Source organism: Streptomyces spinoverrucosus (assembly GCF_015712165.1).
GTDB classification, from domain to species: Bacteria; Actinomycetota; Actinomycetes; order Streptomycetales; family Streptomycetaceae; genus Streptomyces; species Streptomyces spinoverrucosus_A.
In genome coordinates this window covers 2,316,910-2,338,224 of the sequence record NZ_JADPZX010000001.1, presented here as the reverse complement: position 1 = coordinate 2,338,224, position 21,315 = coordinate 2,316,910, and the positions used below count along the sequence as shown (strand labels likewise).

16 protein-coding genes and 2 pseudogenes are annotated in these 21,315 nt (G+C 69.8%); 14 read left to right on the top strand and 4 right to left on the bottom strand.

What is annotated here, in order from left to right; translation table 11 throughout:
• The first annotated feature begins 385 nt into the window (after positions 1–385).
• From I2W78_RS10375 to I2W78_RS10355, 5 genes and pseudogenes are all read left to right on the top strand, one after another.
• The gene (locus I2W78_RS10375; RefSeq protein ID WP_196458909.1) at positions 386–1,270 is read left to right on the top strand and encodes a terpene synthase family protein; all 885 of its coding nucleotides are present in this window, start codon (positions 386–388) and stop codon (positions 1,268–1,270) included.
• Positions 1,271–1,608: 338 nt separating this feature from the next.
• Positions 1,609–1,752 (top strand): annotated as a pseudogene (locus I2W78_RS10370) (ATP-binding protein); the annotation flags it as partial.
• The gene (locus tag I2W78_RS10365; protein WP_307783658.1) at positions 1,721–2,251 is read left to right on the top strand and encodes an SDR family NAD(P)-dependent oxidoreductase; all 531 of its coding nucleotides are present in this window, start codon (positions 1,721–1,723) and stop codon (positions 2,249–2,251) included. The pseudogene I2W78_RS10370 and the gene I2W78_RS10365, both read left to right, overlap by 32 nt.
• Positions 2,252–2,895: 644 nt before the next feature.
• The gene (locus tag I2W78_RS10360; protein ID WP_196458906.1) at positions 2,896–3,237 is read left to right on the top strand and encodes a hypothetical protein; all 342 of its coding nucleotides are present in this window, start codon (positions 2,896–2,898) and stop codon (positions 3,235–3,237) included.
• Positions 3,238–3,483: 246 nt separating this feature from the next.
• Positions 3,484–3,633 (top strand): annotated as a pseudogene (locus I2W78_RS10355) (bifunctional DNA-formamidopyrimidine glycosylase/DNA-(apurinic or apyrimidinic site) lyase); the annotation flags it as partial.
• On the opposite strand, the gene I2W78_RS10350 reads toward I2W78_RS10355, so the two are convergent.
• Together I2W78_RS10350 and I2W78_RS10345 are read right to left on the bottom strand one after the other, a co-directional pair.
• Complete coding sequence (locus I2W78_RS10350; protein ID WP_196458905.1) at positions 3,606–4,001, bottom strand: winged helix-turn-helix transcriptional regulator; 396 nt, start codon at positions 3,999–4,001, stop codon at positions 3,606–3,608. The pseudogene I2W78_RS10355 and the gene I2W78_RS10350 sit on opposite strands and share 28 nt — an antisense overlap.
• 71 nt (positions 4,002–4,072) lie before the next feature.
• The gene (locus tag I2W78_RS10345) at positions 4,073–5,167 is read right to left on the bottom strand and encodes a CAP domain-containing protein (protein WP_196458904.1); all 1,095 of its coding nucleotides are present in this window, start codon (positions 5,165–5,167) and stop codon (positions 4,073–4,075) included.
• A 160-nt stretch (positions 5,168–5,327) separates the two neighbouring features.
• Here I2W78_RS10345 and I2W78_RS10340 point away from each other — a divergent pair, with 160 nt between their 5' ends.
• The 4 genes from I2W78_RS10340 (at position 5,328) to I2W78_RS10325 (ending at position 11,655) form a co-directional block, all read left to right on the top strand.
• Positions 5,328–5,609: an acylphosphatase gene (locus tag I2W78_RS10340; RefSeq protein WP_196458903.1), complete on the top strand. Its 282-nt coding sequence runs from the start codon at positions 5,328–5,330 to the stop codon at positions 5,607–5,609.
• A gap of 380 nt (positions 5,610–5,989) precedes the next feature.
• Positions 5,990–6,196, top strand: a complete 207-nt coding sequence (locus tag I2W78_RS10335) for a hypothetical protein (protein ID WP_053762838.1) — start codon at positions 5,990–5,992, stop codon at positions 6,194–6,196.
• Positions 6,197–6,405: 209 nt separating this feature from the next.
• Complete coding sequence (smc, locus tag I2W78_RS10330) at positions 6,406–10,005, top strand: chromosome segregation protein SMC (RefSeq protein WP_196458902.1); 3,600 nt, start codon at positions 6,406–6,408, stop codon at positions 10,003–10,005.
• A 231-nt stretch (positions 10,006–10,236) separates the two neighbouring features.
• Positions 10,237–11,655: a sugar porter family MFS transporter gene (locus I2W78_RS10325; RefSeq protein ID WP_196458901.1), complete on the top strand. Its 1,419-nt coding sequence runs from the start codon at positions 10,237–10,239 to the stop codon at positions 11,653–11,655.
• A gap of 89 nt (positions 11,656–11,744) precedes the next feature.
• Here I2W78_RS10325 and I2W78_RS10320 read toward each other — a convergent pair whose 3' ends face one another.
• Positions 11,745–12,716, bottom strand: coding sequence for an LLM class flavin-dependent oxidoreductase (locus I2W78_RS10320; RefSeq protein ID WP_196458900.1), 972 nt, complete (start codon positions 12,714–12,716; stop codon positions 11,745–11,747).
• A gap of 148 nt (positions 12,717–12,864) precedes the next feature.
• Between I2W78_RS10320 and ftsY the strand changes: the two genes are divergently transcribed.
• The gene (gene ftsY, locus I2W78_RS10315) at positions 12,865–14,073 is read left to right on the top strand and encodes a signal recognition particle-docking protein FtsY (protein ID WP_196458898.1); all 1,209 of its coding nucleotides are present in this window, start codon (positions 12,865–12,867) and stop codon (positions 14,071–14,073) included.
• Between the two features lie 124 nt (positions 14,074–14,197).
• Here ftsY and I2W78_RS10310 read toward each other — a convergent pair whose 3' ends face one another.
• Positions 14,198–14,860: a bifunctional DNA primase/polymerase gene (locus tag I2W78_RS10310; protein ID WP_196458896.1), complete on the bottom strand. Its 663-nt coding sequence runs from the start codon at positions 14,858–14,860 to the stop codon at positions 14,198–14,200.
• Between the two features lie 444 nt (positions 14,861–15,304).
• On the opposite strand from I2W78_RS10310, the gene nsdA reads away from it, so the two are divergent.
• The 4 genes from nsdA (at position 15,305) to I2W78_RS10290 (ending at position 21,265) form a co-directional block, all read left to right on the top strand.
• Positions 15,305–16,780, top strand: coding sequence for a transcriptional repressor NsdA (gene nsdA, locus I2W78_RS10305; RefSeq protein WP_196458894.1), 1,476 nt, complete (start codon positions 15,305–15,307; stop codon positions 16,778–16,780).
• Positions 16,781–17,119: 339 nt separating this feature from the next.
• On the top strand, positions 17,120–18,460 hold the full coding sequence (locus tag I2W78_RS10300; RefSeq protein WP_196458893.1) for an ammonium transporter: 1,341 nt from the start codon (positions 17,120–17,122) through the stop codon (positions 18,458–18,460).
• Positions 18,457–18,795 (top strand): P-II family nitrogen regulator, encoded by a 339-nt coding sequence (locus I2W78_RS10295; RefSeq protein ID WP_003997576.1) that lies wholly within the window; start codon positions 18,457–18,459, stop codon positions 18,793–18,795. Before I2W78_RS10300 ends, I2W78_RS10295 begins: the two co-directional genes overlap by 4 nt.
• A 25-nt stretch (positions 18,796–18,820) precedes the next feature.
• Positions 18,821–21,265 (top strand): [protein-PII] uridylyltransferase, encoded by a 2,445-nt coding sequence (locus I2W78_RS10290; RefSeq protein ID WP_196458892.1) that lies wholly within the window; start codon positions 18,821–18,823, stop codon positions 21,263–21,265.
• The last annotated feature ends 50 nt before the right edge of the window (positions 21,266–21,315 follow it).

Sequence of the window (21,315 nt, the reverse complement as noted above, 5' to 3'; positions counted from 1 at the left end):
CGGGAATGGCGGTCCGGCCTGACGGCCAAGGTCCGCACCACGCTGCCCTCGTCGTACAGCTTCGCCCTGCCCAGAGAGCTGAACTCGCCTGGGATTTCCAGCCGCAATCCCCCCTCGACCCCGGCAGCAATCCGCTGCTAGTGATCCTCGGAATAGTGGTCCAGATCGCCACAGATAAGGAAGCGACGTGACTGTTGCTCTTGATATCCCACCGCTCTGGTGCCCGCTTGAATTGCACGTCAAAGATGGTGCGGACACGTTCGAAGCGAGGTCACACGCCTGGCTGGAGCGGCACGGCCTGGATGAGAGGTCCCTACTGCGCGCGGCAGCTACGGATACAGGGTTCCTCGCGTGCAGTTGGGCCCCGAACGGTACACAAGAGGGAGTGCAGCTGCTCTCCGACTGGCTCGTCTGGGCACTACTCTTTGACGACTACTACTGCGATGCCGGACAGCTCTCAGATCAGCCGGCACCATTCAATACGCTGATCGTGCAGATGATGGCGCGTGCCCTGTACCCAGAGCTCGGCGCCACGGGCGATCCCGCGTTCGACGCATTCGCGTCTGCACTCGTGGACCTCGTCGAAAGGATCCGATCCCAGGCTGATCCCCAGCTGGCGCACCTGTGCTCACTTGCCCATTACCAGTGGGCCGTCGGAGCCATGTGCGGAGTGAGCGACCGGGCCGCCGGAACACTGCGGACAGCGGCACAACATCTACTCATCCGGCCGTCGGACGGAGCGGACATCCTCTCCGCTCACATGATCGAGGTGGCGGAGGGGACGATGCTCCCCGCCCACGAACGCCTCACCGCCGAGGCCCGCGCACTGAGCCAGGCCGCTGGCATCCTCCTGACCGTCCCCACGGACCTGGCGTCCTACATGCACGAACAGCACCAAGAGTGCCTGGAATCAAACCTGGTACAGATCCTCAGCATTGAGCACGGCTGCTCACCGCAAGTAGCAGTCCACCAAACCTGCTCCCTGCTGGAAAGTTCCATGGAATTCTTCCTCGCCATGAGAGAAAAGCTGCAGTCCAATGGCCGAAACAGCCTTCTGCTTTATGCCGATCAGTTGGCCAACATGGTACGCGGAACCTATGAGTGGCAGCGCTTCCTCCCGCGCTACACCACCGTCCTCGACATCCCTGTCAACGCAGCAGATTCTTCGGCCGTCCGGCCCGCAGCAGCGCTCCACGAAATCGCAGACAAGAGGACCGGAAAGCACACCGAGAAGCCAATTTCGATCTCTTGGTGGTGGGATCTGATTTGATCGCTGCATGGCGCCTGTCAAGATGTCGCAGCCGTGCCAGAACGCGGGTGTTTCATAGGTGCCATCTGCGAAACAGCACTCCTCCGACGCGGTCACGCTGCCGAGTCCCCGTCATGGGCGAGGTCGTGGACGTTGAGGTAGCCGGCTGTGCGTGGATTGATCCACTTTGCGGCTTGGACGCTGTAACGTCCATTGGTCCGACCCGATCGTCGTTTCCTCTCATGAGGGTTGCCAGGAACATACACAACGGTCAAGTTCGAAGATCATTGGCAGGTCTTGAGGCAGCGTTTAAATCTGTCGATCAGGGTGTCGGCATCGGTTCGGAGGGTCTCGATGGCCTCATCGACGTCGCCCCCTACTGCGCCCCGCACCACTCGGCCACGATGCAGTCTCTGGTCGGCGGCGGCCCGGGCATCGCGCGGCTCGGAGCGGTGTCGCTGGCCCACCGGGGTGTGCTCTTCATCGAGTTTTCCAGCCACTCTCCAGGCGTCCGTATCACTCGTTTGGGCTCTTCTTGGACTCATTCGGTTCCCGTTAACCGACTGCCTCCGTTGCTTACAGCAGGTACTGTCAGTCGGCTACGGTTACTGCGCAGCCGTCGAGGAGGCCGAGCCGGCCGACGTCGAGATGCTCTTCGCCACCAATGTCCACGGCCCTGTGGAGCTGATCCAGCGAGTCCTTCCCGGGATGCGCGAGCACGGTTCGGGGACGATGGTGAACGTCTCCTCGATCGCTGCGAACGTCCGCCCTGCCGGTTCCGGCTTTTACACCGCCTCCAAGGCCGCGCTCGAGGGGATCTCGGGCGCGGCCTTGGCCGAGGAGGTCGGACCGCTGGGCATCCGCGTGATCGCCGTCGAGCCCAGCGGGTTCCGCACCGACTTCGCCGGGCGGTCCCTGACCCAGTCGGAGGCGGCGATCAGCGCCTACGCCGACACGGCGGGCAAGCGCCGCAAGGAGCACGACCGGACCCACGGCACCTAGCCGGGCGATCCTGCGAAGGCCGCCCAGGCGCTGATCACAGCCGTCGAGTCAGAGACCCCACCGTCGTTCCTTCCGTTCGGCACCGATGCTCGCAAAGCCGTGACCGGGGTCCTCGAGGACCAGCTGCGCCAGGTCGAGCAGTGGGCCGAGCTCACCGACAGCACGGACTTCGACGCATGAGCGCCCCGACGGAGACGAAGCGCACCGCGGTGATCACCGGCGCATCCGCCGGCATCGGCGCTGCCACTGCCCGCGCCCTGCACGCCACCGGGTACAGCGTCGCGCTGCTGGCCCGACGCCAAGTGGGGTATCAATGGCTGGTCGGAGTCACTGCGCCAGGAACTGCTGCCCGATGTTCGGGTTACGCTGATCGAGCCCGGCGTGGTGGACACCGAGCTGCCCAGCCACATCACCGACGAAGCCACCCGCAAGGCCGTGCAGAAGGGCTACGACACGGCGACCGTCCCGAAGAGATCGCAGAAGTGATTGCGTTCGCTCTGTCGCGCCAACGTCACCTCGCCATCAACGAGATCCTGCTGCGCCGGGCCTGACCAGCTGGGGTGACCAGCAGTGCCCTCATCATTGGCCAGATTGAGGCGAACCCAGGCTCATCGATTGGCGCGGGGTGGAGGCAAGTCGTCTCCATGAGTCAATCGGAGGTGCTTGTGCATGCCGCCAGTGAATGGATCGATCTGATCGACGCCGCCGAGCGTCAAGGTTGCTGCAGGCGGACCCTTCTAAAACGCATCAGAAACGGAATGCTGCCTGTCGTCAGCAAAAAGGTCATCGGCAGGAACGGTCGCCGCGTCACTAAGATCATGATGAAGGTCGCAGATCTTGAGGCTGCGTTTTTTCGTCCGGACCCTCAGATCCACATCGACGCGATCGAGGCTTCCGCCACTCCGCTGACAGAGGGCAGAAAGCGCGTATCGCTGTGGCCCTTCGAGCCGGAAGCCGAAGGCGTACCGAAGCTGGAAGCGCTTTGACGTAGAGCAGCGGAGCCCGCTGACGAGCCGTCGACGCGACCTGGTGGGGATCGCAGCGGTGAGCGCCCGGGAACCGGCCTGACCCAGCTCGACGGTGACTCAACGGATTCGCCACAGGTGTACGACCGCTCTGCCCTTACCCACGTGCCCACTACTGTGCACCAGCCGACCCAACGTCGCTGGTCAGACAGTCAGTGCCGGAGCGAAGCCAGCGACGCCCGGGATGAACGTCAATTACTGTCGTAGTCCGGCTACTTCGACCGCTCGCTGGACGCGTACGGACGTGAGGGGCTGCCGTGCCGCAGGTGCGGTACGGCGATACGCCGGCGCCCGTGGATGAACCGGTCCAGCTACTACTGCCCGAAGTGTCAGCGACCGCCGCGCATCTCGTCGTAGCGCTCCCGGGCGGCGAGTACGTCGTCCATCCGCCCCTGAAGGTGATGGATGAGCGCCAGCAGGCGCTCGGCGACCTCGTGCCCGAGGGGCGTCAGCTCGTAGTCGACGCGGGGCGGGTTGGTCGGCTGGGCCTCGCGGTGCACCAGACCGTCGCGCTCCAGCGCGTGCAGAGTCTGGGAGAGCATCTTCTCGCTCACCCCGTCGACCCGGCGCCGCAGCTCGTTGAAGCGCAGCGAGCCCTCGTGCAGGGCGCCGAGGGTGAGCGCACCCCAGCGGCCCGTGACGTGCTCCAGCGTGCCCCGGGAGGGGCAGGCCTTGGAGAACACGTCGAACGGGAGGTCCTGCTCCGGTGTGCGCTCGATGGTCATGCCGCAAGCGTACGTGCGGACAGCGCTGACCAACAGGTTGCGCTAACCGCGAGTAAGTGCTGTGGAGTCCTCTAGTACCCGAAGTTCTGCGTCCACCACGGGCCGCCCGACCCGTAGTGCACACCGACGCCGAGGGTCTTGAAGTCGCAGTTCAGTATGTTGGCCCGGTGGCCGGGGCTGTTCATCCAGGACTCCATGACGGCCGCCGCGTCGGCCTGGCCCCGGGCTATGTTCTCGCCGCCGAGGTTGCTTATGCCGGCCGCCTCCGCGCGGTCCCAGGGGGTGCGCCCGCTGGGGTCGGTGTGGTCGAAGAAGCCCTGCTCGGCCATGGCCTCGCTGTAGTTCCCGGCCAGCTCCGCGAGCGCGCTGTTCGCGGCCAGCGGGCTGCACCCGGCCTTGGCGCGCTCGTCGTTGACGAGCTTGAGTACCTCGGCCTCGGCGGCGGTCTCCGGGGAGATCGTCACCGACGGGGTGCTCCGCTGCGTCGGCACCTTCGAGGGCGTACGGGACGGGGTCGGCGTCGGCTTCTTCGACGACGGGGCGGTCGTCGGCTCCTTGGACGGGGCCTTGGGGGCCGGTGCCTTGGTGGTGGGCTTGGCCGAGGAGGTGGAAGGGGACGGCGACGGGGAGGTGGAGCGCTTGGTGTCGCGGCTGGTCGACGGGCTGCTGCTGCCGCTGCCGGCCTCGGCGGTGCCGGACGTTCCGCCCTGCTGGGACTCGGTGTTCGTCGGCGTGTCATCGGCCTGCACCTTGTCGGCACCGCCGCCACCGAGCGTGTAGGTGTCGCCGCCGGGCAGGACGCCGGTGGCGACCGCGACCGTACCGATCGCGACCGCGGCGGAGACGCCGAGCAGACCGGTGCGGACGGGCGTCAGGCCCTTCTTCCTGCGGCGGTGCGAGCGGCCGCGCGGGTTTTCGCCGTCGGGGCCGAAGCCGTCGGCCGCCGGGAAGGTCGCGGTGTCGCCGTCCGGGGCGAAGAGGTAGGCGTCACTCTTCGAGACCGCCTCTGCGTACGCCCGCGGGTTCAGATGCGGTGCGCTGCCCGGCTCGCCCGCGTACGAGTGCGGCGGAGTCTGGCCTCCCGTGGCGGAGCCGTGCGTTTCGCCGCTCTCCGTGGCGCGGCCCGTGGCGGCGCGGCCGGCGGCTGAGCGTCGGTGGCGTCCCATGTGATGGCCTTCCTCGTCCTCGCGGTCGACACGTCCGTTTTGATCAACAAAACTCACTCGATCGAGTGAGTTTCATATGAGATGCATTGGGGCTGGACGGTACCGCATGGCGGTGGGTGAGGAAGTGTCCCGAGTGACATTGGCCGGTTAGGTTGCATCCATGAGCGAGGATGTGCGGCTGATCGCCTGGGTGCGAGGACGCGTCCAAGGTGTGGGTTTTCGCTGGTTCACTCGGGCCAAGGCCCTGGAGATCGGCGGCCTGAGTGGTTTTGCTCTCAATTTGGACGACGGACGCGTCCAGGTGGTCGCGGAGGGCTCACGCGAGGGCTGTCAGGGGCTTCTGGACTGGCTCCAGGGTGACGACACGCCCGGGCGCGTGGACGGTGTCACCGAGATCTGGGACACACCTCGCGGCGGTTACGACGGCTTCGGCGTCCGCTGACATCACGCGGTCAGGGTGCTCTCGCGGCGGGGTCGGGACAGGCCTGCCGCGGCCGCCCGGAGCGGAAACGAGCAGGTGATTGCCAAGAACCGCTTGCCGTGGCAGGCTCCACGCGCAAGGATGATCGCCACGCCCTGAGGGCCCCGCGTCAGTCGCCGCGCCGCCGTGTCCGGCCGCGTGCCACCGGGTTGTCCCCCAATACAGGGCGTGATCGTGTTGACCGTCAAACTTTTTGGTGAGACGCTGAAAGCCCCGCGCACCTTAGCTGTTTGGCATGTATGAACGGCAGCACAACTCCACAGTGCCAAGCGGCCGCGGGTGCGAATCCCTCACGACCCACACCGCATCGGTCGGTCACTCAGTGTGGAGGACCATCCATCATGGCAAAGGCGCTTCTCGGTTACGTCGGCGGCTCCGACCCTCGACTCCTCGCCGAGATGCGACGGCTCCAGCAGCGCGTACAGGACCTGGAATCCGAGCTCGTACGGATCCAGGCGGAGAATGACGCGCTGACGGCTGCCGCTTCTCACCACGACAGGATCATGGAGAGCGTCGACGCACACCAGGCGGAGCCTGCGCTCACCTGATCACTGCATCGCACAACGACACGCAGTGGTTGGGCTGCCCGTATCAACCGCTCAGTTGTCAAGAAGTCGCAAGGGACGCTTCGGCGTCCCTTCTTTCTTTCCCCCGCGCATCCTTTCAGTGTCTTTAACGTTTGGTGTGCCCTGCGCGTTCAGGGGCGAAACCGCGGGTTCATGGAGTGAGACAACCCCGGAAGGTAGAGTCCAGCGGCGTGCACCTCAAGGCCCTGACCCTCCGCGGGTTCAAGTCGTTCGCCTCGGCGACCACGCTCCGGTTCGAGCCGGGCATCACGTGTGTCGTCGGACCGAACGGCTCGGGCAAGTCCAACGTCGTGGACGCGCTCAGCTGGGTCATGGGCGAACAGGGCGCCAAGTCGTTGCGCGGCGGCAAGATGGAGGACGTCATCTTCGCCGGCACCACCGGCCGCCCCCCGCTGGGCCGCGCCGAGGTGTCACTGACCATCGACAACTCCGACGGGGCACTGCCCATCGAGTACGCCGAGGTCACCATCACGCGGATCATGTTCCGCAACGGCGGCAGCGAGTACCAGATCAACGGCGACACCTGCCGCCTGCTCGACATCCAGGAGCTGCTCTCCGACTCCGGCATCGGCCGGGAGATGCACGTCATCGTCGGCCAGGGCCAGCTCGACTCCGTACTGCACGCCGACCCCATGGGCCGCCGGGCCTTCATCGAGGAGGCGGCGGGCGTCCTGAAGCACCGCAAGCGCAAGGAGAAGGCGCTGCGGAAGCTGGACGCGATGCAGGCCAACCTCGCGCGCGTGCAGGACCTCACGGACGAACTGCGTCGGCAGCTGAAGCCCCTGGGTCGCCAGGCCGCGGTCGCGCGCAGGGCCGCTGTCATCCAGGCCGACCTGCGCGACGCCCGCCTCCGCCTGCTGGCCGACGATCTCGTACGACTCCGTGAGGCACTGAAGGCCGAGGTCGCCGACGAGGCCGCGCTGAAGGAACGCAAGGAGGCCGCCGAGCAGGAGCTGCGCAGGGCCCTGCAGCGGGAGGCGCTGCTGGAGGACGAGGTCCGTCGGCTCACCCCGCGCCTCCAACGCGCGCAGCAGACCTGGTACGAGCTGTCCCAGCTCGCCGAACGGGTGCGCGGCACGATCTCGCTGGCCGAGGCGCGGGTGAAGAGCGCGACCTCCGCCCCTCCCGAGGAACGGCGCGGCCGCGACCCCGAGGACATGGAGCGCGAGGCCCACCGCATCCGTGAGCAGGAGGCCGAGTTGGAGGCCGCCCTGGAAGCGGCCCAGCGTGCCCTCGACGACACGGTCGCCCACCGCGCCGAACTGGAGCGCGAGCTGGCGCACGAGGAACGCCGTCTGAAGGACGCGGCCCGCGCCATCGCCGACCGCCGCGAGGGGCTGGCCCGGCTGAACGGCCAGGTCGGCGCGGCCCGTTCACGCGCGGCCTCCGCCCAGGCCGAGATCGACCGGCTCGCCGCCGCCCGCGACGAGGCACAGCAGCGCGCGGTCGCCGCGCAGGAGGAGTACGAGGCACTCAAGGCCGAGGTCGACGGCCTCGACGCCGGCGACGCCGAACTCGCCGAGCGGCACGAGACGGCCAGACAACAGCTGGCCGAGGCAGAGTCCGCCCTCGCCGCGGCCCGCGAGGCAGCCACGACGGCGGAACGCAAGCGCGCCGCGACCCAGGCCCGCCACGACGCCCTGGCCATGGGCCTGCGCCGAAAGGACGGGACCGGAATACTCCTGGGGGCACGGGACCGACTCACCGGAATCCTGGGCCCGGCGGCGGAACTGCTGTCGGTGACCCCCGGATACGAGGTACCGCTGGCTGCGGCCTTCGGCGCGGCGGCGGACGCGATCGCGGTGACGACACCAGCCTCGGCGGCAGAGGCCATCCGGCTACTGCGCAAGCAGGACGGCGGCAGGGCGGCCCTGCTGCTGTCGGGGGCGCCGGCGGCAACGCCCTCAAGGGGCGCGGGGAACTGCGCGACCAGCCACAACGAACCCGCAGACGCCCCACGGCCTTCCCCGGCACCCCCCGCCGCGCACTTCGTCCAAGGCCCCCCCGACCTCATGCCCGCCGTACACCGCCTCCTACGCGACATCGTCGTCGTCGACACCCTGGAGAACGCCGAAGACCTCGTCTACGCCCACCCGCACCTCACCGCCGTCACCGCCGAAGGCGACCTCCTCGGCGCCCACTTCGCGCACGGCGGCTCCGCCGGGGCGCCCAGCCTGCTGGAGGTCCAGGCGTCGGTGGACGAGGCCGCCGCCGAGCTGGAGGAGCTGGCCGTACGGTGCGAGGACCTGACCGAGGCGCAGCACGTCGCGGCCGAGCGACGCAAGGAGGCCGCCGCGCTCGTCGAGGAACTGGGGGAGCGGCGGCGGGCCGCCGACCGGGAGAAGTCGTCCGTGGCGCAGCAGCTCGGGCGCTTCGCGGGACAGGCCCGGGCCGCCGCCGGCGAGGCCGAGCGCAGCGTCGCCGCGGCCGCGCGGGCGCAGGAGGCACTCGACAAGGCGCTGATGGACGTCGAGGAACTCGCCGAACGGCTCGCCGTCGCCGAGGAGATGCCGATCGAGGAGGAGCCCGACACCTCCGTACGCGACCGGCTCGCCGCCGACGGTGCGAACGCGCGCCAGACGGAGATGGAGGCCCGCCTCCAGGTCCGTACGCACGAGGAACGCGTCAAGGGACTCGCCGGACGCGCCGACTCCCTCGACCGCGCCGCCCGAGCGGAGCGCGACGCACGCGCGCGTGCCGAGCAACGGCGGGCGCGCCTCAGACACGAGGCGGCCGTCGCCGAAGCCGTCGCCTCCGGTGCCCGCCAGCTGCTGGCGCACGTCGAGGTCTCCCTCGCCCGCGCCGAACGGGAGCGCACATCCGCCGAGGCCGCCAAGGCACTGCGCGAGCAGGAACTCGCCGCCGCCCGCACCGAGGGCCGTGACCTCAAGGCCGAGCTCGACAAGCTCACCGACTCGGTGCACCGCGGTGAGGTGCTCGGAGCCGAGAAGCGGCTGCGGATCGAGCAGTTGGAGACCAAGGCGCTGGAGGAGCTGGGCGTCGAACCGGCGGGGCTGATCGCGGAGTACGGCCCGCATCAGCTCGTACCGCCCTCTCCACCCGCCGAGGGCGAGGAGCTGCCGGAGGATCCCGAGCACCCCCGCAACCAGCCGAAACCCTTCGTGCGGGCCGAGCAGGAGAAGCGGCTGAAGTCGGCCGAGCGGGCCTACCAGCAGCTCGGCAAGGTGAACCCGCTGGCCCTGGAGGAGTTCGCGGCGCTGGAAGAACGGCACAAGTTCCTCAGCGAGCAGCTGGAGGACCTGAAGAAGACCCGCGCCGATCTGCTCCAGGTCGTCAAGGAGGTCGACCAGCGGGTCGAGCAGGTGTTCACCGAGGCCTACTGGGACACGGCCCGGGAGTTCGAGGGCGTCTTCAGCCGGCTGTTCCCGGGCGGCGAGGGGCGGCTGGTGCTGACCGACCCCGACAACATGCTCACCACCGGCGTCGACGTCGAGGCCCGGCCACCGGGCAAGAAGGTCAAGCGGCTCAGTCTGCTCTCCGGTGGCGAGCGCTCGCTGACCGCCGTCGCTCTGCTCGTGTCGATCTTCAAGGCCCGGCCCAGTCCGTTCTACGTCATGGACGAGGTCGAGGCCGCGCTCGACGACACCAACCTGCAGCGGCTGATCCGGATCATGCAGGAGCTGCAGGAGGCCTCGCAGCTCATCGTCATCACGCACCAGAAGCGGACCATGGAGGTCGCCGACGCGCTGTACGGCGTCTCCATGCAGGGCGACGGTGTGTCGAAGGTCATCAGCCAGCGGCTGCGCTGAGGGCGTGCCGGAGCCGGACCTGCCCCGACCTGGCTCGATCCGCTCAACTGGTCCGATCATTCAAGTAGTGAACGCAAGTCGACGCGCTTACCCTTCAAGCTTCTTAACATCAACCTATTGACTTCGAAACTTGAAGGCATAGTCTCTGCAACGTTGCTTTTACCTTCAGGTTTGCCACCTGCGAGGGCTCACCCCACTCCGGCAGCGTTGCCGGTGGCCCGAGGAGTACACGTGACCAGCACAGCGCAGGCACCCAAGTCAGGAGCCAGGTCGGCTCAGCCCGAGCATCTCGGGCACGTCATCTTCATCGCGGCGGCGGCCGCGATGGGCGGCTTCCTGTTCGGCTACGACAGCTCCGTGATCAACGGCGCCGTCGAGGCCATCCGGGACCGTTACGACATCGGCTCCGCGGCGCTGGCGCAGGTCATCGCCGTCGCGCTGATCGGGTGCGCCATCGGCGCCGCGACGGCGGGCCGGATAGCCGACCGCATCGGCCGCATCCGGTGCATGCAGATCGCCGCGGTGCTGTTCACCGTGAGCGCCGTCGGCTCGGCGCTGCCCTTCTCGCTGTACGACCTCGCCTTCTGGCGCGTCGTCGGTGGCTTCGCCATCGGCATGGCCTCCGTGATCGGCCCGGCCTACATCGCCGAGGTCGCCCCGCCCGCGTACCGCGGCCGCCTCGGCTCCTTCCAGCAGGCCGCGATCGTGGTCGGCATCGCCATCTCGCAGCTGGTCAACTGGGGCATCCTGAACGCCGCCGACGGCGACCAGCGCGGTGAGCTGATGGGCCTGGAGGCCTGGCAGCTGATGCTGGGCGTCATGGTCGTCCCGGCCGTCCTGTACGGGCTGCTGTCCTTCGCCATCCCCGAGTCCCCGCGCTACCTGCTCTCCGTCGGCAAGCGCGACCGCGCCCGCGAGATCCTCTCCGAGGTCGAGGGCCGGGACATCGATCTCGACGCCCGTGTCGCCGAGATCGAGCACGCCATGACGAGCGAGCACAAGTCCACGTTCAAGGACCTGCTTGGCGGCAGCTTCTTCTTCAAGCCGATCGTGTGGATCGGTATCGGCCTGTCGGTCTTCCAGCAGTTCGTCGGCATCAACGTCGCGTTCTACTACTCCTCGACGCTGTGGCAGTCGGTCGGCGTGGACCCGTCGGACTCGTTCTTCTACTCGTTCACCACGTCGATCATCAACATCGTCGGCACCGTCATCGCGATGATCTTCGTCGACCGCATCGGCCGCCGACCGCTCGCGATCATCGGCTCGGTCGGCATGGTGATCGGCCTCGCGCTGGAGGCCTGGGCGTTCTCCTTCGACCTCGTCGGCGGCAAGCTCCCGGAGACCCAGGGCTGGGTCGCCCTGATCGCCGCCCACGTCTTCGTCCTCTTCTTCGCCCTGTCGTGGGGTGTGGTCGTCTGGGTCATGCTCGGCGAGATGTTCCCGAACCGGATCCGCGCCGCCGCCCTGGGTGTGGCCGCCGCCGCGCAGTGGATCGCCAACTGGGCCATCACCGCGAGCTTCCCGTCGCTGGCCGACTGGAACCTCTCCGTGACCTACGTGATCTACACCGTCTTCGCCGCGCTCTCCATCCCGTTCGTCCTGAAGTTCGTGAAGGAGACGAAGGGCAAGTCGCTGGAGGAGATGGGCTGAGCCTCGTACTGAGGCCCCTTGATCCCGAGGAGACGGGCCAAGTCCCCGCTGCCCCTCTCCTCGTCTCGTGAGAGACGTGCTGCCCCGGCTCAGCCACTGAGCCGGGGCAACACGTTTTCGCAGAACAGATGCAGGCTGCGCCAGCCCTCCTCCAGCGGCATCCCGCCCACCAGCGGATGCAGGACGAGGTGGTCGAGCCCCTGCGCCACGCACTCGTCCGGCGTGAGCACCCGGTAGACGCCCTCGGTACGCAGCTCGTCCACGGTCGTGGCCGCCGACCGCACGGCCGAGCGGATGTCCGCCGACTGCCAGGAGGCGTACGTGCGCGCCTCGTGCAGGAAGTGCCCGCCGTACTCCGCCCACGTCCGGTCCGGGTCCTCGGCCAGGTGCAGCAGCGGCGTCTCGGCGGCCGGCATCATGGTCCAGCCCTCGGTGCCGTACTCGACCAGGCGCTCCTTGTAGTACGCCTCCAGCTCGGGCAGGTGCGCGCTGGGGAAGAAGGGCAGGCCGAGGCGGGCGGCCCGGCGGGCGGCGGCCCTGGAGGAGCCGCCGACCAGGAGGAGGGGGTGCGGGTCGGAGTACGGGCGCGGCGTGACCCGCACCGACCGCCCCCGGTACTCGAACTCCTCCCCGGTCCACGCCTTCAGCACCGTCTCCAGCACCTCGTCCTGCAACCGCCCGCGCCGCGCCCAGTCCACGCCGAACAGCGCGTACTCCTCGGGCCGGTACCCGATGCCTGCGACGGTCACCAGCCGGCCGCCGCTCAGCAGATCCAGGACGGCGATGTCCTCGGCGAGGCGCAGCGGGTCGTGCAGGGGACCGATGACCGCCGACACGGTGACCGCGATGCGTCGGGTGGCCCCGAGCACCGCTCCGGCGAACGCGAACGGCGACGGCAGCCAGTTGTTCGGCACGCCGTGATGCTCCTCCGTCTGCACGGTCGCGATTCCCCGGTCCTCGGCGTAGGCGGCCATCTCCAGGGCCGCCTTGTAGCGGGCGTGGAGGGAGGCGGGGGTGGCGCCGGGTTCGACGAGATTGAAACGGACGACCGAGACGGGCATGGGGGTCCCCTTCGCCGGGCGGGCTGTGGAGGGGGACGGTAGCTGACGGTACGTCAGGTGGCCAGAGGTGCGGTCGCGGGCCCGAAGGTCGCTTGGACGAACCTACAAACTGGGTTCGCCGGGCCCCATGGCTGATACTGGACGGGTTATGGAAATCGTCATCCTTGCTGTAGTCATCGCCGTGGTCGTGCTCGGCGCGATCGGCGGGCTCGTCATCGGCAGCCGGCGGAAGAAGCCGCTGCCCCCGCCGCCGCCCACGACGCCCGACATCACCGCCCCTCCGGCCGAGCCGCACGTCGGCGACGAGGCCGAGACGCCGCGGGAGGAACCGCGTCGCACGATCGAGGAGGTGGACCTCCCCGACGGCTCGGCCCCGGTCGCCGTCGAGGAGCCGCCCGTCGTCGAGCTCCCGCCGACCGAGATCGAGATCCCGGAGCCCACCGCGGGGCGGCTCATCCGCCTCCGCGCCCGTCTGTCCCGCTCCCAGAACGCCCTCGGCAAGGGGCTGCTCTCGCTGCTCTCGCGCGAGCACCTCGACGAGGAGACCTGGGAGGAGATCGAGGACACCCTGCTCACCGCCGACGTCGGTGTGCAGCCCACCCAGGAGCTGGTCGAACGACTGCGCGAGCGCGTGAAGGTGCTCGGCACCCGCACTCCCGAGGAGCTGCGCGGCCTGCTCCGCGACGAACTGCTCACGCTGGTCGGCACCGACTTCGACCGCACCGTGAAGACCGAGCCCGAGAACACCAAGCCCGGCATCGTCATGGTCGTCGGCGTCAACGGCACCGGCAAGACCACCACCACCGGCAAGCTCGCCCGGGTGCTGGTGGCCGACGGCCGCACCGTCGTGCTCGGCGCCGCCGACACCTTCCGGGCCGCCGCCGCCGACCAGCTCCAGACCTGGGGCGAGCGCGTCGGCGCGTACACCGTGCGCGGGCCGGAGGGCGGCGACCCCGCCTCCGTCGCCTTCGACGCCGTCAAGGAGGGCAAGGAGATGGGCTCCGACGTGGTGCTCATCGACACTGCCGGACGGCTGCACACCAAGACCGGCCTCATGGACGAGCTCGGCAAGGTCAAGCGCGTCGTCGAGAAGCACGCCCCGCTGGACGAGGTGCTGCTCGTCCTCGACGCCACCACCGGTCAGAACGGCCTCGTCCAGGCCCGCGTCTTCGCGGAGGTCGTCGACATCACCGGCATCGTCCTCACCAAGCTGGACGGCACCGCCAAGGGCGGCATCGTGGTCGCCGTGCAGCGCGAACTCGGCGTCCCGGTCAAGCTGGTCGGGCTCGGCGAGGGCGCGGACGATCTGGCACCGTTCGAGCCGGAGGCGTTCGTGGATGCGCTTATCGGAGAGTGAGCACCGACGGAAACCCGCACACCAAGAAGCGCCCGCCCCGAGACGTCATCGGGGACGGGCGCTTCGCTGTGTACGGGCCGTGTACGGCTGTGTGCGGCTGTGCACGTGCTGTTGTCGTGTACGACTACGCCCGCGACCGGTGCGCCACGTAGGCCAGCGTTCCCAGCAGCAACCGTGCCGTCGGCGGCTTCCGGGCCGAGTCCAGGTCCGGCGGGCGCAGCCAGCGCACCGGGCCGAGGCCCGCGCGGTCGGAGGGTGGGGCCGTGATGTGCGTACCGGGGCCGAGGCCGCGCAGGTCGAGATGCGTGTCGTCCCAACCCATCCGGTACAGCAGCGCGGGCAGCTCGGACGTGGAGCCGGGGGCGACGAGGAAGTGGGCGCGGCCATCGGGGGTGGCGGTGACGGGGCCGAGGGGCAGGCCCATGCGCTCCAGCCGGACCAGGGCCCGTCGCCCGGCGGATTCGGCCACCTCGATCACGTCGAACGCCCGCCCGACCGGCAGCATCACCGCCGCGCCCGGGAGCTCCGCCCAGGACTTGGTCACCTCGTCCAGCGTCGCTCCCGCCGGCACCTCCGACGCGAAGTCCAGCGGATGCGCGCCGGGCGCCCGGCACTCCGGGCGCCCGCAGGAACAGACGCCCGCGGCGGCCCGGGCGCCCGGGACGACGTCCCAGCCCCACAGCCCGGTGTACTCCGCCACGGCGGTGCAATCCGACGAGCGGCCGCGGCGGCGCGAGCCGGACCGGATGTCGCGGATCCCCCGACTGCTGCCGATCGTGAAGCCCATGCCCCCTCCAACGGGTCCGACGCACCGGTGGTTACGAGACGGAATCAGAACGTGACTCTCCGTTCCCGACTTCCCGCTGTGGCGCGGTCCAGACGGCTTCCGGAAGCAACCCGGGTGGCGCGCTCGGGAACACGCGCCCCTGCGTGCACCCGTCCGCCCATTTCCGTCCGTCCTATGTCAAGTGAATCGTGCGGAGGGGACCGGTAGTTCATTCGAAGGGGTGGCGAATGGTGGCGTTTCCGCAATCGCCGTGGCCGGGTCGGTGATCGTAGGATTACCGTGTGTGCACGGCAACCGGGGGCACATGCGCCGGTGGGTATGCCGGAGGCAAGACGGCTCCTCGTTCGAAGGCTGAGAAGTGCCGGACGGGGGCTGAACCGACGGGCATTCTGATAAGGCTTGGCGCACTTGGTGACAGGTGATCTGAGGGATGGGGGCGTTCCAGTGGGCGACAACGGCGGAGGCGGGACGAACGCTGAGAAGCGCCCGAACGAGCTGTTGGGCTCGTGGTTCGTGCGCAGCGGCTGGTCGAAGGGCGAGCTGGCCCGTCAAGTGAACCGCAGAGCACGCCAGTTGGGCGCCAACCACATCTCCACCGACACCTCCCGGGTACGCCGCTGGCTGGACGGCGAGAACCCGCGCGAGCCGATCCCCAGGATCCTGTCCGAGCTGTTCTCCGAGCGGTTCGGCTGCGTCGTCTCCATCGAGGACCTCGGCCTGCGCACCGCCCGCCAGACGCCCTCCACCACCGGCGTCGACCTGCCCTGGACGGGCCCGCAGACGATCGCCCTGCTCGGCGAGTTCTCGCGCAGCGACCTGATGCTGGCCCGCCGCGGCTTCCTCGGCACCTCGCTCGCCCTGTCCGCCGGCCCGGCCCTGATCGAGCCCCTGCAGCGCTGGCTGGTCCCCGCGCCGCCCGGACCACGGCCCGAGCCCGCGTCGGTGCCGTCCACCCGCGCGCGGGGGCGGTTGTCCAAGCCGGAGCTGGACCTGTTGGAGTCCACCACGGTGATGTTCCGCCAGTGGGACGCCCAGTGCGGCGGCGGCCTGCGCCGCAAGGCGGTCGTCGGCCAGCTGCACGAGGTGACCGACCTGCTCCAGGAGCCCCAGCCCGAGGCCACCACCCGCAAGCTGTTCAAGGTCGCCGCCGAGCTGGCCGAGCTGGCCGGCTGGATGTCGTACGACGTGGGGCTCCAGCCCACCGCGCAGAAGTACTTCGTGCTCGCCCTGCACGCCGCCAAGGAGGCCGGCGACAAGCCGCTCGGCTCGTACATCCTCTCCAGCATGAGCCGCCAGATGATCCACCTCGGGCGGCCCGACGACGCCCTGGAGCTGCTCCACCTCGCGCAGTACGGCAGCCGGGACTGCGCGAGCCCGCGCACCCAGTCGATGCTGTATGCGATGGAGGCCCGCGCGTACGCCAACATGGGCCAGCCCGGCAAGTGCAAGCGGGCCGTGCGGATGGCCGAGGACACCTTCACCGACGCCGACGACTGGGACGAGCCGGACCCGGACTGGATCCGCTTCTTCTCCGAGGCCGAGCTGTACGCCGAGAACAGCCACTCCTTCCGCGACCTCGCCTATGTCGCCGGGCGCAGCCCCGCCTACGCCTCCATGGCCGAGCCGCTGATGCGGCGGGCCGTGGAGCTGTTCGCGCAGGACACCGAGCACCAGCGGTCGTACGCGCTCAATCTCATCGGCATGGCCACCGTGCACCTGCTCCAGCGGGAGCCCGAGCAGAGCGCCGTGTTCGCCGACCGGGCCATGTCGGTCGCCAAGAACGTCCGTTCCGAGCGTGTCAACACTCGTATTCGAAAGACCGTCGACACCGCCGCCCGTGACTTCGGTGACATCGCCGAGGTCGTGGACCTCACCGACAAGCTCGCCGTCGAGCTTCCGGAGACCGCCGAGGCGGTCTGAGCACAGCGCCGAAACCTCTGACTCCGGCCGCGGCCGGCCCTCCCGAACTGCCCGACTCGGCTCCCCCGTGCCAGGTCATCGGAAGGCCGCCCGCGGCCGGTCCGCGTCGTCCGCGCAGGGATCCACGGAAGGTTGCGCCACGATAACGATCGCGCAGCCCGGCAGCAGGCAGTTCATCGACGCGTAACACGCAGGGCGCCTTCGTCACCGCGGCGAAACAACGAGGGGCTTCCACCGAAACGGCGCTGCGCCAATCTCGTGGCGCATAACCGGCCCACCCCTCATGACCGCTCATGGCTTCGCCCGCACGGGGCCGTATCCAACGACGAGGAGACGCCGATGGCACCAGCCATCACGCTTGCCGCAGAGACGGAGCTCTCTGCCGCCAACACAGGCTTCATGCTCATCTGCTCCGCCCTGGTGATGCTCATGACCCCGGGCCTGGCCTTCTTCTACGGAGGCATGGTCCGGGTCAAGAGCACCCTGAACATGCTGATGATGAGCTTCATCAGCCTGGGGATCGTCACCATCCTGTGGGTGCTGTACGGCTTCTCCATGGCGTTCGGCACGGATTCCGGCAGCATCATCGGCTGGTCTTCCGACTACGTCGGCTTCACCGGAATCGGCACCGCCGACCTCTGGGACGGCTACACCATCCCGGTCTACGTCTTCGCCGTCTTCCAGCTGATGTTCGCGATCATCACGCCCGCCCTGATCAGCGGCGCGCTCGCGGACCGTGTGAAGTTCACGGCGTGGGCGCTGTTCGTCGCCCTGTGGGCCACGATCGTGTACTTCCCGGTCGCCCACTGGGTCTGGGGCTCGGGCGGCTGGGCCTTCGAGCTCGGTGTGATCGACTTCGCCGGTGGTACGGCGGTCCACATCAACGCCGGTGCCGCGGCGCTCGGCGTGATCCTGGTGATCGGCAAGCGCATCGGCTTCAAGAAGGACCCGATGCGTCCGCACAGCCTCCCGCTGGTGATGCTCGGTGCCGGTCTGCTGTGGTTCGGCTGGTTCGGCTTCAACGCGGGCTCCTGGCTGGGCAACGACGACGGCGTCGGCGCGCTGATGTTCGTCAACACCCAGATCGCCACCGCCGCCGCCATGCTGGCCTGGCTGATCTACGAGAAGCTGCGGCACGGCGCGTTCACCACGCTGGGCGCCGCCTCCGGTGCCGTTGCCGGTCTGGTCGCCATCACCCCGGCCGGTGGCGCGGTCGACCCGCTCGGCGCGATCGCGGTCGGCGCCATCGCCGGTCTGCTGTGCGCCATGGCCGTCGGCCTGAAGTACAAGTTCGGCTACGACGACTCGCTCGACGTCGTCGGCGTCCACCTGGTCGGCGGTGTCGTCGGCTCCCTGCTGATCGGCTTCTTCGCCAGCGGCAAGGGCCAGTCCGAGGTCGCGGGCCTCTTCTACGGCGGCGGCCTGGAGCAGTTCTGGAAGCAGTGCGCCGGTGTCTTCGCCGTCCTCGCCTACTCCCTGGTCGTGTCCGCGATCCTCGCCTTCCTGCTCGACAAGACGATCGGCATGCGGGTATCCGAGGACGACGAGGTGGCCGGCATCGACCAGGCCGAGCACGCCGAGACCGCATACGACTTCAGCGGCGCCGGCGGTGGTGCCTCCCGCACCGCCCCCGCCACCGCCCCGGTCGCCGCAGCCGCTAGCAAGAAGGTGGACGCATGAAGCTCATCACCGCTGTCGTCAAGCCGCACCGGCTGGACGAGATCAAGGAAGCCCTCCAGGCGTTCGGCGTACACGGCCTGACCGTCACCGAGGCCAGCGGCTACGGTCGGCAGCGGGGTCACACCGAGGTCTACCGCGGCGCCGAGTACACGGTCGACCTGGTCCCCAAGATCCGTATCGAGGTGCTGGCCGAGGACGACGACGCCGAGCAGCTGATCGACGTCATCGTGAAGGCGGCCCGCACCGGCAAGATCGGTGACGGCAAGGTCTGGTCCCTTCCGGTCGAGACCGCCGTCCGGGTCCGCACCGGCGAGCGCGGACCGGACGCGCTCTGACACTGAGAAGAACAGGAGTCGCTGGGTGACGAGTACGGACGTAACGGCGGAAGCAGAGGACTCGGGACCCAGCGGCTACGCGGCGGCCCGGCTGCGCCTCCTCACGGAGGGGGCGCGGTCCGGGCCGCCGCGCCGTGCCGCCCTCGCCGAGCTGACCGACGACTGGCTGGCGGGGCTGTTCGGCGCGGGGGCCGAAGGGCCTCGCGGCGTCTCCCTCGTCGCGGTCGGCGGCTACGGCCGGGGTGAGCTGTCCCCCCGCAGCGACCTGGACCTCCTGCTGCTGCACGACGGGGGCGACTCCGCCGCCATCGCCGCCCTCGCCGACCGCATCTGGTACCCGGTGTGGGACCTCGGCCTGGCCCTCGACCACTCCGTGCGCACGCCGGCCGAGGCCCGCAGGACGGCCGGGGAGGATCTGAAGGTCCAGCTCGGGCTCCTGGACGCCCGCCACATCGCGGGCGACCTCGGCCTGACGGCGGGACTGCGCACGGCGGTCCTCGCCGACTGGCGCAACCAGGCGCCGAAACGTCTCCCCGAGCTCCAGGAACTCTGCGCCGAACGCGCCGAACGACAGGGCGAGCTGCAGTACCTGCTGGAGCCCGACCTCAAGGAGGCCCGCGGCGGCCTCCGCGACGCCACCGCGCTGCGTGCCGTCGCCGCCTCCTGGCTGGCCGACGCCCCGCGCGAGGGCCTCGACGACGCCCGGCGCAGGCTGCTCGACGTCCGTGACGCCCTGCACCTCGCCACCGGACGCGCCACCGACCGGCTCGCCCTGCAGGAACAGGACCAGGTCGCGGGCGAGCTGGGCCTGCTCGACGCCGACACGCTGCTGCGGCAGGTGTACGAGGCGGCGCGGGTCATCTCCTACGCCAGCGATGTCACCTGGCGTGAGGTGGGCCGCGTGCTGCGGTCCCGCGCCGTGCGGCCGCGTCTGCGCTCCATGCTGGGCGGCGGAAAGCAGGTCGCCGAACGCTCCCCGCTGGCCGAGGGAGTGGTGGAGCAGGACGGCGAGGTGGTGCTCGCCCGTGCCGCGCGCCCCGATCGCGACCCCGTGCTCCCCCTGCGCGCCGCGGCCGCCGCCGCTCAGGCCGGACTGCCGCTCTCCCTGCACGCCGTCCGGCGCATGGCGGCCGGCGTGCGCCCTCTGCCCACGCCCTGGCCCGCCGAGGCACGCGAGCAGCTCGTGACGCTGCTGGGCTCCGGCCGCCCGACCGTCGAGGTCTGGGAGGCGCTGGAGGCCGAGGGCCTGATCACCCGGCTCATTCCCGACTGGGAGCGGGTGCGCTGCCGGCCGCAGCGCAACGCCGTGCACCTCTGGACCGTCGACCGGCATCTCATCGAGACCGCCGTCCGCGCCTCCGAGTTCACGCGCCGGGTCAGCCGTCCCGACCTGCTGCTGGTCGCCGCGCTGCTGCACGACATCGGCAAGGGCTGGCCCGGCGACCACTCGGTCGCGGGCGAGATCATCGCGCGTGACGTGGCGAGCCGGATCGGCTTCGACCGCACCGACGTGACCGTCATCGCCACCCTCGTACGCCATCACCTGCTGCTCATCGAGACCGCCACCCGGCGTGACCTGGAGGACCCCGCCACCGTGCGCTCGGTCGCCGAGGCGGTCGGCTCGCAGGGCACGCTGGAGTTGCTGCACGCGCTGACCGAGGCCGACGCGCTGGCCACCGGGCCGGCCGCCTGGTCGTCCTGGCGGGGTTCGCTCGTCGCCGACCTGGTGAAACGGGTCTCGGCCGTGCTCGCCGGGGACGCCCCGGCCGACCCTGAGGCCGCCGCGCCCACCGCAGAGCAGGAGCGGCTCGCCATCGAGGCCATCGCGACGGGCAGCCCGGTGCTGGCGCTGCGGGCGCAGACCGAGGTGCCGACCGAGGAGGCCTCCGGCGAGCCCGAGCCACTCGGTGTGGAGCTCGTCATCGCCGTACCGGACCAGCCGGGTGTGCTGCCCGCCGTCTCCGGTGTCCTCGCCATGCACCGCCTGACCGTCCGCACGGCCGAGCTGCGGGCCCTTCAGCTGCCGGACGGCGTCGAGGGCTCGGTGCTGCTGCTCGACTGGCGGGTCGCCGCCGAGTACGGCTCCCTGCCCCAGGCCGCCCGGCTCCGCGCCGACCTGGTCCGCGCGCTGGACGGCACCCTGGACATCGCCGGCCGCCTCGCCGAACGCGACGCCGCGTACCCGCGCCGCCGGGGCGTTGTCGCACCCCCGCCGCGCGTGACGGTCGCCTCGGCCGCGTCCCGCTTCGCCACGGTGATCGAGGTGCGCGCCCAGGACGCGCCGGGGCTGCTCTTCCGGATCGGGAGCGCGCTGGAGGACGCGGGGGTACGCGTGCGCAGTGCGCATGTGTCGACGCTGGGCGCGAACGCCGTCGACGCGTTCTATGTCACAGGGCCGGAGGGCGCGCCCCTGCCCGGGGAGGAGGCGGCGTCCGTGACGCGGAAGCTGGAGGAGACCTTGCGCGGCTGACCCGTGACCCGCTCCAGTGGAGCCGGGATACCCTGGAGGGCGATTCATCC